This window comes from Photobacterium rosenbergii, assembly GCF_033022775.1.
Classification (GTDB): Bacteria; Pseudomonadota; Gammaproteobacteria; order Enterobacterales; family Vibrionaceae; genus Photobacterium; species Photobacterium rosenbergii_A.
On sequence record NZ_JAWJZI010000036.1, the window covers coordinates 1 to 12850 of the forward strand.

Annotated in this window: 9 protein-coding genes and 3 tRNA genes; 5 read left to right on the forward strand and 7 right to left on the reverse strand. The window is 51.3% G+C overall.

Annotated elements, in window-relative coordinates; genetic code table 11:
• Positions 1-521 precede the first annotated feature (521 nt).
• Together R2X38_RS26340 and ilvY are read right to left on the reverse strand one after the other, a co-directional pair.
• Positions 522-1727, reverse strand: a complete 1206-nt coding sequence (locus R2X38_RS26340; protein WP_317525315.1) for an S-adenosyl-L-homocysteine hydrolase — start codon at positions 1725-1727, stop codon at positions 522-524.
• 20 nt (positions 1728-1747) lie between these two features.
• On the reverse strand, positions 1748-2626 hold the full coding sequence (gene ilvY, locus R2X38_RS26345; protein ID WP_317525316.1) for an HTH-type transcriptional activator IlvY: 879 nt from the start codon (positions 2624-2626) through the stop codon (positions 1748-1750).
• A gap of 131 nt (positions 2627-2757) precedes the next feature.
• Here ilvY and ilvC point away from each other — a divergent pair, with 131 nt between their 5' ends.
• A complete protein-coding gene (gene ilvC / locus R2X38_RS26350; RefSeq protein ID WP_317525317.1) occupies positions 2758-4242 on the forward strand; it encodes a ketol-acid reductoisomerase in 1485 nt (494 codons plus the stop codon).
• 72 nt (positions 4243-4314) lie between these two features.
• On the opposite strand, the gene ubiK is transcribed toward ilvC, so the two are convergent.
• The 4 genes from ubiK to R2X38_RS26370 all read right to left on the reverse strand — a co-directional run bounded on the left by ubiK (position 4315) and on the right by R2X38_RS26370 (position 9555).
• Positions 4315-4584, reverse strand: coding sequence for a ubiquinone biosynthesis accessory factor UbiK (gene ubiK, locus R2X38_RS26355; protein WP_317525318.1), 270 nt, complete (start codon positions 4582-4584; stop codon positions 4315-4317).
• A gap of 131 nt (positions 4585-4715) precedes the next feature.
• Complete coding sequence (locus tag R2X38_RS26360; protein ID WP_317525320.1) at positions 4716-7835, reverse strand: multidrug efflux RND transporter permease subunit; 3120 nt, start codon at positions 7833-7835, stop codon at positions 4716-4718.
• A 12-nt stretch (positions 7836-7847) separates the two neighbouring features.
• Positions 7848-8954 carry an efflux RND transporter periplasmic adaptor subunit gene (locus R2X38_RS26365; RefSeq protein ID WP_317525321.1) on the reverse strand — a complete coding sequence of 369 codons (1107 nt, stop codon included), beginning with the start codon at positions 8952-8954 and terminating at the stop codon, positions 7848-7850.
• A gap of 34 nt (positions 8955-8988) precedes the next feature.
• Positions 8989-9555, reverse strand: coding sequence for a TetR/AcrR family transcriptional regulator (locus R2X38_RS26370; protein ID WP_317525322.1), 567 nt, complete (start codon positions 9553-9555; stop codon positions 8989-8991).
• 185 nt (positions 9556-9740) lie between these two features.
• On the opposite strand from R2X38_RS26370, the gene rep reads away from it, so the two are divergent.
• On the forward strand, positions 9741-11756 hold the full coding sequence (rep, locus tag R2X38_RS26375; protein ID WP_317525323.1) for a DNA helicase Rep: 2016 nt from the start codon (positions 9741-9743) through the stop codon (positions 11754-11756).
• 80 nt (positions 11757-11836) lie between these two features.
• Here rep and R2X38_RS26380 read toward each other — a convergent pair whose 3' ends face one another.
• The gene (locus R2X38_RS26380) at positions 11837-12247 is read right to left on the reverse strand and encodes a cytochrome c5 family protein (protein WP_317525324.1); all 411 of its coding nucleotides are present in this window, start codon (positions 12245-12247) and stop codon (positions 11837-11839) included.
• 289 nt (positions 12248-12536) lie between these two features.
• On the opposite strand from R2X38_RS26380, the gene R2X38_RS26385 reads away from it, so the two are divergent.
• The 3 genes from R2X38_RS26385 (at position 12537) to R2X38_RS26395 (ending at position 12849) form a co-directional block, all read left to right on the forward strand.
• Positions 12537-12613, forward strand: a tRNA-Arg gene (locus tag R2X38_RS26385).
• A gap of 34 nt (positions 12614-12647) precedes the next feature.
• Positions 12648-12723, forward strand: a tRNA-His gene (locus tag R2X38_RS26390).
• 52 nt (positions 12724-12775) lie between these two features.
• A tRNA-Pro gene (locus R2X38_RS26395) sits at positions 12776-12849 on the forward strand.
• Position 12850 lies beyond the last annotated feature (1 nt).

A 12850-nucleotide genomic window follows, 5' to 3' on the forward strand; every position in this document is an offset into this window, starting at 1 on the left:
CGCCGGGGGTCGCGGGTTCGAGTCCCGTCCGCTCCGCCACTTATTAAGAAGCCTCGCTGGAAACAGCGGGGCTTTTTATCGTTTATAGGTTTTAGATTGAACTCTCACGAGCCTTCGGCTTGAGTCCCGGTCGTGCGCGACCCCGGCCCTCCGCCACTTATACTAAGCCCAAGCAGAAATGCTTGGGCTTTTTTACGTTTTGGCCTCCGGAAAAACGTAAGGACCTTGGAAGAGCAGGACCTAGGCTCGGGGAAAGCATAGGATCAAAAGCTTCTCCTTAGCTAAAGGGCAGTAATATAAAATCTAACATCGATATGAATTTAGAAGCCCTGCTAGTGATAGCAGGGCTTTTTACATTTCAGGCCAGAGGGCTAATGGCTTGGGGTGAGAGGTAGAGAGCAAGGCTCTTGGTGGAGCCGGTCCTAGGAAAAGCAAGAGATTGATATATTGTTGCTATCGGCAAATGCTGCCTGTGGACTCAGGACTCAGGACTCAGGACTCAGGACCCAGGACCGCTTCCCCTACTGATAATTATAAAAGTGCCTTAACCAGTGTTCGGCGATAGCTGTCTCATCACTTTCGCTCAATGGCTGGATGCCAGACTTGAATCTTTCTGGCTCGCAGAGCAACTGGAGTCCTGCCAGCATATGAGCTGCTTCAAACAGATACAGGGTTGGATCACCCATACCGGTTTTGAATGGTGTATTGGCCGATTCGCCGCCGGCTAAAAGATAGAGGCGATGGCCCAGCCGGGTTTGGTATTCGCGGATCAGCTTATTTCCCCCAACCTCAGTCAGTGCCCCATTAGCGATCAAGGAGGGGAGGTTGAGTTCATCATCAGCAGAGGTGACGGTGGCAATAAAGCTGTTATCACTGATGGTATCGAGCAGGTGCTCCGGAATGGCACCATTACCGGTACAGCAGTAGATAAGGTTGCACTCTCGAACCAAGCGCTCTATCGAGCATACCTGGACACCATTGCGGGGAAATTGGGTCAATCGTCTAGGGTCGAGGTCGGCGACATAAATATTGCCGATTGCTTTACCTTTGAGGTACTGGATCACCCCGCAGCCGAGATTTCCTGCCCCTATCACCCCAACCTTGAGAAAACCATCATTATTGAGCTTGAGGCCAAACTCTTCGCGCAGGATCTGATCGGAATAGTGAACAATACATTCCGAAGCTTCATAGTCGGCAGGGGCTTTGATACTGAGATGGGAGACGGTCACCAGAGGATGGTGCATCGCTCGGTTAAGGTACTTGTACAAACCATTGGCGGTAAGCTCAGTGATCCCGATAAGCTGTTCTTGGAAAACACTGCCGAGATGTTCGATGGCATGGGAGAAATATCCGCCATGATCGAGCAACAGGAATTTGCTGTCTGCTGAGATGTGTTGGCGAATAAAGGTTTCTGCGAAAAGAGGATCACGCAATTGTTCTTTGGTAACGGTATCGTTGGCTATCGTGCAGCTTGGCAGCTTTTCTATGGTCTTTTTAATGGTGCTGTTGCCACTGGCGGTTGCACCCTTTGGAACAAATATTAATTGATGGGCAAGTTCTGCCAGTACGTTGATATAAGGCAAGGAGCCTTCGTAGCAATGCATGACTGAAAAAATAATTAGGTTTGGCGGAGTGCGGTAGCTCTGCGCGACTTGTTTTAGAAAGTCATAGCCCTTGGCTGCGTAAAAATCAGAGTAGTACGAATGAGTTAAGATTGGTTGAGGCATTATTATTATTCCATTGAAAATTAATTGCAGCCAAACAGATTGAGTAGCGCATAGAGTAACGGCTCATTTTGTCGGCTTTGTTTACAACACAGCCCTAATTGCATCGGATGCACTTTTTCTTTTTCTAACCGCTTGACCTTGTTTCCTACCGGGCTGTTTTCTATCACCACATCAGGGGCTATACCGATCCCACAGCCCAGCGCGACCATACTGACAATCGCTTCGTGGCCACCGACCTGGGCATAAATTTGTGGCTTTATTTTTTTTGTTTTTAGCCATTTGTCGGCTTTATCTCTTGCCGTCCCGGATTCTGGCAAAATAAAAGGTAGGCTGGCCCAGTTAGGTGGGTCTGCTAAGGCTTTTTGTAAGCTCGGTGGCGGTAATAGAGGTGTGATAACCGACATCGAGACATTGTCGAGCTCTGTATAGGCTAGCTTGCCCGGCAAGGTGTCAGGTTTGGCTGCAATTGCTATATCGGCCTCATCGTTCTGAACTTTATCGATGGCTTGGGCTGGGTCGCCAGTAAGCAGTTGTATTTCTACTTGGGGGTAGAGTTGGCGGAAGCGGTTGAGGATATCTGGCAGGTGACTGTAACTGGCCGTGACGGAACAAAATAGCTTGAGCTTACCCTGCAGCTTGTGGTGGTGGTCAGCAAGCTCGGCTTTTACTTCCAGCCAATTGGACACAATTAGCGCGGCGGTTGGCAAGAGGCTCTGCCCGGCAGAGGTCAGTTCGACACTTCGGTTATCACGGACGAACAGAGTTTGCCCTAAATCTTCTTCTAGTCGCTGGACGATCCGGCTAAGAGCGGATGGGCTGATATGCATGGCCTGGGCGGTTTGGCTGAAGCTTTTTGATTCGCACAGGTGAAGGAATAACTGCAAGGTTTTTATGTTCATCTTCCATGTTGCACTTTTTGCAATGACTTATTGTGAATATATCACTTTGCGCAATTTACTGCGTGATCTACTATCGGATTATTCGACAAGCACTGTCGGCCCAAGGAATAGAATTCACGGAGTTTGCTGTTATGGCTAATTATTTCAACACCCTAAATCTTCGCCAGCAATTAGATCAACTAGGCCGTTGCCGATTCATGGATCGCAACGAGTTTGCCAACGAGGCTGATTACCTAAAAGGTAAGAAAGTCGTTATTGTTGGCTGTGGTGCCCAGGGCCTTAACCAAGGTCTGAACATGCGTGATTCTGGTCTTGATGTGGCTTATGCCCTGCGTCAGGCTGCTATCGACGAGCAGCGCCAGTCTTACAAGAATGCAAAAGAAAACGGTTTTGAAGTAGGTAGCTACGAAACACTGATCCCGCAAGCAGATTTGGTTGTTAACCTGACTCCAGATAAGCAGCACACCAATGTGGTTGAAACGGTGATGCCGCTGATGAAGCAAGGTGCATCACTGGGTTACTCTCACGGCTTCAACATCGTTGAAGAAGGTATGCAAATCCGCCCTGATATCACGGTGGTAATGGTTGCTCCGAAATGCCCAGGTACTGAGGTACGTGAAGAGTACAAGCGTGGCTTCGGTGTTCCGACGCTGATTGCGGTTCACCCAGAGAATGACCCTCAGGGCGATGGCCTTGAAATCGCAAAAGCCTGGGCTGCTGCGACTGGCGGTCACCGCGCAGGTGTGTTGGAGTCATCTTTCGTTGCGGAAGTGAAATCTGACCTAATGGGCGAGCAGACTATCCTTTGTGGTATGTTGCAGGCTGGCTCGATTGTATGTTACGAAAAGATGATTGCCGATGGTGTTGATGCAGGCTACGCCGGTAAGCTTCTTCAGTACGGTTGGGAAACTATCACCGAAGCTCTGAAGTTCGGTGGTATCACTCACATGATGGACCGTCTGTCTAACCCGGCGAAAGTGAAAGCCTTTGAACTGTCTGAAGAGCTGAAAGAGCTGATGCGTCCGCTTTACAACAAGCATATGGATGACATTATCACTGGTCACTTCTCTAGCACCATGATGGCTGACTGGGCGAACGACGATGCCAACCTGCTGGGTTGGCGTGGCGAAACCGCTGAAACTCAATTCGAAAACTATCCTGATACAGACGTAGAAATCTCTGAGCAAGAGTACTTCGACAACGGTATCTTGATGGTGGCTATGGTGCGTGCTGGTGTTGAACTGGCGTTCGAAGCAATGACGGCTTCTGGCATCATCGAAGAATCGGCGTACTACGAGTCGCTGCACGAGCTACCACTGATTGCCAATACTATTGCCCGTAAGCGCTTGTACGAGATGAACGTGGTTATCTCTGATACGGCTGAATACGGTAACTACCTGTTCGCAAACGTAGCTACACCGCTACTGCGTGAGAAGTTCATGCCGTCAGTTGGTACGGATGTGATCGGTAAGGGCCTAGGCGAGACATCTAACCAGGTGGATAACGCGACCCTAATTGCCGTGAATGACACTATCCGCAACCATCCGGTTGAGTACATCGGCGAAGAGCTGCGTGGCTACATGACAGACATGAAGCGTATCGCTGTGGGTGGCTAAGCCCCCTGAAGATTGAATATTAAAAAGCCCGGATGATTATCCGGGCTTTTTTGTTATTGGTTAGCAAAGCGCTTATTCTTGCTCAGTATCAGCCTTTGGCGCCATACGGCCTTCTAGCTCTTCAAGCTTCTGCTCAAGGGCTGATAGCTTTTGGCGGGTACGTAGCAGCACCTGAGTCTGTACATCAAATTCTTCGCGGCTAACCACGTCCAATTTACCAAGCTGTGCTTGGATCACTTGGCGAACTTTCTGTTCTACATCATTACCCAGCTCTTTAACTGGCTGAGGCATCGCGTCCTGGATCTGCTTGGCCACTTGCTCAAGTTTCTTTGGATCAAACATAGCTTAGTTAACTCCGTAACGGCATTTCATCTGTTGTCGTTATTTTATTCAAATATAACAGGATTGTCGTTGCTGTTGGTACAAAATAAAAGAGGCCGTTAAAACGGCCTCTTGGTTCGCAGTCTATTTGCTTAGCAATCGTGCGCTTCTTTCAGAGCGTTGCGTGCTTCATCGGCACGCTTAAGCTTTTCCAGATCTTTGTCCTCGACAAAGATTGGTAACGGTTTGTGGATGCTAGCTAGGTAGGTGTAAATCACCGGCAGTACAAACAGGGTGAACACCGTACCAATCGCCAGACCGGCAACGATAACAATACCGATACTAAAGCGCTGGGCCGCACCTGCGCCTGTGGCGTAAAGTAGCGGGATCAAACCAGCAATCATCGCCGCAGTGGTCATCAGGATTGGACGCAGACGAATTTTCGCCGCTTCCATGACGGCTGCCATACGATCTTTCTTGTGGTGCAACTGCTCTTCTTTGGCGACCTCACAAATCAAGATACCGTGCTTGGTGATAAGACCAATCAGGGTGATCAAACCGACCTGGGAGTAGATGTTCATCGAGGCTGCGCCCCACGCCAGGGCGATTAGGGCACCACAGATAGCCAGCGGAACCGAGACCATGATAACCAGCGGATCACGCAGCGATTCGAACTGGATTGCCAGCACCAGGAAGATGATCGCCAGTGCCAGGGCAAAGGTGGTGTACAGCGCATTACCTTCGGTTACGAACTGACGGGCCTCACCCATGAAGTCATACTGGTAACCGGCCGGCAGCGTACTCGCAGCTTCGCTTTGGAACCAGTTGATCGCATCACCCATGGCGACGCCCGGCGCCGGTACCGCACCGACGGTTGCCGAGTTTAGCTGGTTGAAGTGAGGTAGCGAGCGAGGCTCGGAGATCACTTCAATCGTTACTAGGCTACCCAGTGGAATGGCATTGCCGTCAGCCGCTCGGACATAGTACCCCTTGAGTGATTCCGGGTTGAGGCGGTATTTACGCTCAACTTGCGGGATCACCTCGTAAGAGCGGCCATTGAGGTCGATACGGTTAACATAACCGTCGGCCATCATGGTACTCAGGGTCATACCGATATCCTGCATGGTCACGCCGTAGGCGCCGGCCTTGTCCTTGTCGATCTTGATCTTCATCGTTGCCGAGTCGTAGTTCAGATCGAGATCCGAGTAGACGAACATCGGGTTGGTTTTCACCTTGCCCAAGATATCGCTACTGATCTGGAACAGGCTCTCGAAGCTGTTCGGCGTAGTGATCACGAACTGGATCGGCAGGCCTGAGCCCGCACCTGGTAGTTCAGGCATCTGGAATGCCGTTACTGCCATTTCCGGCACGTCCTTCACCAAGTCAGTGACCCGCTTAACAACGTCTGCCTGGCTAGCTTCACGCTCGCTCCACGGCACCATAGAGGCGATACCAAAGGCTTGGTTGGAGTTAGGCACGCCGGAGAAGACCTGAGCGAAAGCCACTTCAGGTTGGTCAACCAGGATGCGGTTAACTTCACCCATGGTGTTCTCGATGTAATCAAGGTTGGCGTTAGACGGCGCCGTACCCATCATTACCAGTACGCCCTTATCTTCCGATGGTGCCAGTTCACTCGGGATGAACTTGAACAGCAGCGGTAGGGTACCGAATACGATCAGGGCGAATACAATCACTACCGGGCGCATTTTCATGATCCCGCCAAGCATCTTCTCGTAGCGGTTGGTCATGCGATCGAGGAAGTGATGGACTGAGGTCTCGAATTTGCTTGGCTTTTCGTTGGCCTTGAGCATCTTCGAACACATCATCGGCGATAGCGTCAGGGCGATGATCCCCGATACGAATACCGCACCGGCCAGGGTCAGGGCGAACTCCTTGAACAGCGAGCCGGTGATCCCCCCCATCATGGCGATAGGGGCATATACCGCACCCAGCGTCAGGGTCATGGCGATAACCGGTACGGCGATTTCACGGGTACCGATAATTGCTGCACGGAACGGCGATTCCCCTTCCTTGATGTGGCGGTCGACGTTTTCCAATACAACGATGGCGTCATCTACCACCAGACCGATGGCCAGTACCATCGCCAGCAGGGTCATCAGGTTCCAAGAAAAACCGAAGGACTGCATCACCATGGCAACACCAATAAGTGATAGCGGGATGGTGACAATCGGGATGATAACCGCACGCAGTGAGCCCAGGAACAGGGTGATCACCACCAGTACAATCAGCGCCGCTTCGGCAATGGTCTTGATAACCTCATTGATCGACTCGTTAATCGCAATGGTCGAGTCGTACATGATGTTCATCGAGATGTTGCTTGGCATATTGCGCTGCAGCTCAGGCAATAGCTCGTAGACATCGGCTGCGATGTTGATCGGGTTGGCGCTCGGTGCCGCATTTATTGCTGCTACGACAGCCTCTTCACCGTTGGCAGAAGCGCGGTAGACATCGTGGCTCTTTTCCAGGGTGACTTTGGCGATATCACCAAGGCGGATCACCTGGCCTTCCTGGGTGGAAACAACCAGTTTTTCCAGCTCGTCAGTATTGGTTACCTGAGTATCGGCCGTACCGTTGTATAGCACGAACTCGCCGGTAGCCTGACCGGTTGCCGACTGGTAGTTGTTGGCATTCAGTACGTTCATCACGTCTGAGGCTGTCAGGCTGTAGGCCGCCATTTTGGCCGGATCCAACCAAACACGCAGGGCGTATTTCATCCCGCCGTACAGGTCAACCTTGGACACACCGTTAACGGTGAATAGCTGCGGGTTGATCACTCGCTCGAGGTAGTCGGTGATCTGGCTTGATACCAATTCATCACTGGTAAAACCGATATACATCACCGCCGTCGTCGAGCCGGTCGACATGGTTACTGTCGGGTCTTCGGCTTCCTTAGGCAGCTGCGAACGGACCGAGTTGGTCTTGGCTAGGATATCGGCCAGCGCCGCATTCGGGTCTGTGTTCAGCTTCATGGTGACTGTGATGGTCGACGAGCCCAGCACCGAGGACGAGGTCATGAAGTCGATATTGTCAGCCTGTGCGATGGCCTGCTCCAGTGGCTGGGTAATAAAGCCCTGGATCAGATCAGCACTGGCGCCGTAGTAGCTGGTGGTTACCGTTACTACGGTATTGGTCATGTCAGGGTATTCCCGGACCTGCATTTTGAAGATTGCCTGCAGGCCAAGGAGGGCGATCAAAAAGCTGATCGATACCGCTAACACAGGACGTTTAATAAAAACATCTGTAAAGCGCATGTCTCCTCCGGATCACAGCATTGGGGTTTCAGCTGGGGCTTCCAGCGAGTTGCTTTCAACCACACGGACTTTAGCGTGGTTACTCAGACGTACTTGGCCTGAAGTGACCACGGTATCGCCTGCTTTCACGCCGCCAAGGATATGGACGCTGTTACCTTTGCGTTCACCGACTTTGACCACGGATTGCGTTACGCGCAATACACCGTTTTCGTCTTCGCTTGCCAGGTAGACGTTATCGCCATACAGGGTATAGGTGATGGCTGTCTGCGGCAGGATGATCTGATCTTCCAGCGTTGGCAGGATAATGTGAGCACGGGCGAACATACCACTGCGAAGCTGGCCTTCGTTATTCGGGATGTCTGCTTGGATCTGAACCAGACCACTCTGGTAGTTGACCGCCGGCTCGATAGCACTGATTTCGCCGCTAAATGGCGTTTCCGGATAAGCATCAACAAAAATCTCTACTTTCTGGCCCAAATGGATCTCAGAGATATCGGTTTGCGGCACGGTAAAGCGCAGTTTCATCAGTGAAGTATCTTCAAGGCGTACCACGTCCTTACCAGGCTGAATGTATTCACCCAGGAACACATTGCGAAGACCAACTACGCCGTCAAACGGTGCCTTGATGGTGCGGCGCTCGATTGTCGCTTTCAGGCTTTCGATATCGGCAACCAGTGAGAAATAAGAGGCTTCGGCATCATCAAAGGCTTCTTTGGAGATAGAACCTTTTTTGAAGAGGCCGCGGTAGCGCTCATATTTGGCTTTGGCGGCTGGAAGGCGGGCCTGGGAGCTCTTCAGGTTGGCAATTTCCACGTCTGAGTCCAAGGCCAGCAACTGCTGCTCGGCTTTGACGGTTGCACCAGATTCAAAATCGATGCTTTGGATCACACCCGATACTTCAGTGGTGATGGTGACACCCTGATTAGGCTCGATAAAGCCGATAGCTTCGATGGCCGGTACCCAGTTGCTTGGAGCCGCTGTTGTTACCGTGACTGGAAAATCTGGCTCGGGCATATTGGCCATATACTCGGCGATTTTTTGTTGTTTGAAGAGATTGAAACCAATCACGCTGCCGAAAAGCAGAATCGCGACCAGTAGCATCACTATCCATTTTTTCATTGTTGGGTGTGCTCCGAAGTTAGCTAATGTAATGTTAATGCTGAATAATGGCGTCCCATGAGGCTTGGATTGCTGCTTCTAGGGCTTCGTCGCTGACATGGTAAACGCCGTTTATATGTTTGCGGGCCAAGCAAGCGCTCGGCTCAAGGCTTAGTGCGCTCAAGATTTCGTTATCGAGGTTTTTGAACAGGCCTGAAGCCTTGCCCTCCTCGAATAACGTATTCACCTTGGCGAACATTTTCTTTTCTAATAGTTTTTGTTCATGGCTTTCGCGCCGGGGCAGGTTTTCGAACTGGCCTCGGTTGATCAGTGGGGCATCTTCCTGGGTTGCCATATTCCAGATGTTTAACCACATAGTGCGAAACCTATGCTGCAACGGCATGTCATCTGACACGTTCTGGCTGATTTTGTTCGCGACATAGGCCAAAATGTGATCATGAAGCTGGTGCAACAGATCGTCTTTGTCCTCGAAGTAGCGATAAATCGTCCCTGCGGCTACCCCTGCCTCCTTGGCCACCATTTGCATCGAAATCCCGTGAAAGCCATGTTCCGCCAGCAACTTTTCTGTTGCTTGGAGGATGCGTTTTTTCTTGTCACTCATAAAAGGCAGTTGTAAAAAAAGATGGTGAATGAATGTTCATTCATCATTCTATGGTGCCTGATTATATGTGCAAGCAATTTTTTATGTCGTCGGGATAAGCAGGCTTGATTTGTAGTCGAATAGACAATGGCGGTGAACCCGCTACAATGCGCCTGCTGACCCGAAGATCAACACAGGATAAGTCAATGAAACTGAACCCAAGGCAAAACGAAGCGGTAAAATACGTCGCCGGACCGTGTTTGGTCCTTGCCGGCGCTGGCTCGGGCAAGACCCGGGTGATCACCAATAAAATTGCCTATCTGGTTCAGCAGTGTGACTACAAAGCCCGTAATATCGCGGCGTTGACCTTTACCAATAAGGCAGCCCGGGAGATGAAAGAGCGGGTCGGCCAGACTCTTGGCAAGCAAGAAGCCAAGGGCTTGATGGTCTCGACCTTCCATACCCTGGGGCTCAATATCATCCGCCGTGAGTACAAGGCGCTCGGGCTCAAGGCGAGCTTCTCCCTGTTTGATGACCAAGATCAGATGGCCCTGCTCAAGGAGCTGACAGAGAAGCAGATCGATGGCGATAAGGATCTGCTCAAGCAGCTGCTGTCCACGATTTCCAACTGGAAGAATGACATGCTGTCGCCGGCAGAGGCCAAGGCTCGTGCTTCGAGTGAGCGCGATCAGATGTTTGCCTATTGTTACGACATGTACCAGCGCCAGATGAAGGCCTATAACGCCCTCGACTTTGATGATTTGATTTTGATGCCGGTATTGCTGCTGCGGGACAACCAGGAAGTACGCCAGCGTTGGCAGAACAAGATCCGCTACCTGCTGGTGGATGAATATCAGGATACCAACACCAGCCAGTACATTTTCGTGAAATTGCTGGTGGGTGAGCGCGCCCGCTTTACCGTGGTTGGCGATGATGACCAGTCCATCTATTCTTGGCGAGGGGCCCAGCCGGAAAATCTGGTACAGCTCAATAAAGATTTCCCTACCTTGAGAGTGATCAAGCTGGAGCAGAACTACCGTTCGACCAGCCGTATTCTGCGCACCGCAAACATTTTGATTGCCAACAACCCGCACGTGTTCGAAAAGACCCTGTTTTCGGAGATCCCCGACGGCGAGATGCTCAAGGTGATCACGGCCAAAAACGAGGAGCACGAAGCGGAGAAAGTGGTGGGGGAATTGATTGCCCACCGCTTCCTTAACAATACCCAGTACAAGGATTACTCCATCCTATACCGCGGTAACCACCAGTCACGCCTGTTCGAAAAGGCGCTGATGCAAAACCGGATCCCCTACAAGATTTCCGGCGGTACCTCCTTTTTCTCGCGTGCCGAAATCAAGGACATCATGGCTTACCTCCGCCTGCTGACCAACTTGGATGACGACAATGCGTTTTTGCGTATCGTCAACACCCCGCGCCGTGAGATTGGCCCGGTGACGCTGGAGAAGCTTGGTACCTATGCCAACATGCGTGGCAAGAGCTTGTTTGCCGCCAGCTTTGAGTTGGGGCTCGAGCAGCACCTGTCCGGCCGTGGTCTGGAGTCCCTGCAGCGCTTTACCCGCTGGGTAGTCGAGCTGTCCGATAACGCCGAACGCGGCGATACCGTGGCAGCGGTGCGCCAGCTGGTACGCGATATCAATTACGAGGACTGGTTGTACGAAACCTCTGCCAGCCCGAAAGCGGCTGAGATGCGGATGAAGAACGTCTCGGATCTGTATAGCTGGATAACGGCTGATCTCGAAGGGGATAACTACGATCAGGAAGAGAAGACGCTTAAAGAAGTGGTTCAGCGTTTGACCCTGCGCGACATGATGGAGCGGGGCGAAGACGATGATGATGCCGATCAGGTCCAGCTGATGACGCTGCACGCTTCCAAAGGCCTTGAGTTCCCTTATGTTTACCTGGTAGGTACCGAAGAGGGCATTTTGCCTCACCAGACGAGTGTCGACGAGGATAATGTTGAGGAAGAGCGCCGCTTGGCTTATGTGGGGATCACCCGGGCCCAGAAGGAGCTGACCTTTACCTTGTGTAAGGAGCGCCGACAGTTTGGTGAGCTGATCAAGCCTGAGCCGAGCCGATTCTTGTTCGAGTTGCCACAGGATGACTTGGAATGGGAAGCGGACAAAAAGCCGATGACCCAGGAGCAACGAATGCAAAAGGGCCAGGCCCACATCGCCAATATTCGGGCGATGTTCAAGAAATAAAGCAGTTGATACTGTTGGATGTAATAAAAAAGCGAGGGCCGCAAGGCGCTCGCTTTTTTCATTGTAGGGAAAAGGATTATTTATAGGCCTTCAATCATGTGGTCAATGGCGGCCATAATTTCGTCATCGCTACAGTCCATACATGAGCCTTTTGCCGGCATGGCATTGAAGCCATTGATAGCGTGGTCAGCCAATACATCGTTGCCCTTGGCAATTCGAGGGCTCCAGTCTGTTGCATCACCAATCTTAGGTGCACCCATGACTCCCGTTCCATGACAGGCTGCACAGAAGGTACCGTAGACAGCATCACCGCTACGAGGGCCGGCAGCAACCGCTGGGCCTGCTGGGGCATCGCCCTCAAGGTAAACGGAGCCTACCGGTTTGATACGTTCTGCGATAGCTTCGTCTGACATGTCGGCGGCCACAGCGGTGCCGGTAAATGCCAGGGCAGCAACGGCCGCTACCATAAGTTGTCGAAGAGAAAATTCCATTGAGCTCACCTTACACTTCCAGATATTATGTGCGATTGCCACAGTCTTATTCGTGCTTGTTGTTAGTCAAACTGTTGAGACAAGGCAGTGATTATTTACAAAATGTTTAATATGTAAAAACATCGTGATTATATCCCCTATTTTCCTTGCGATAAACTAGGTGGCTGCTTTTGTATGATACGAATCAACAGTTATTTGCCTATATTTGCAGCGAACGAGAAAAAAACTAAAAAAAATACTTTACGACAGGGGCACTGATCCGTAATATTCACCTCCGCCGATAGGGCATGCGCCCGTAGCTCAGCTGGATAGAGCGTTGGCCTCCGGAGCCAAAGGTCGAAGGTTCGAATCCTTTCGGGCGCGCCATTCCGGACAGGATCGTATTGGCAAAGAAACATTGGTGGCTATAGCTCAGTTGGTAGAGTCCCGGATTGTGATTCCGGTTGTCGCGGGTTCGAATCCCGTTAGCCACCCCATATTTTAGGGTATTGATTATAATATCAGTATTCGTTGAAAAAAGAATTAAGTCGGTGAATAGCGCAGTTTGGTAGCGCATCTGGTTTGGGACCAGAGGGTCGGGGGTTCGAATCCCTCTTCACCGAC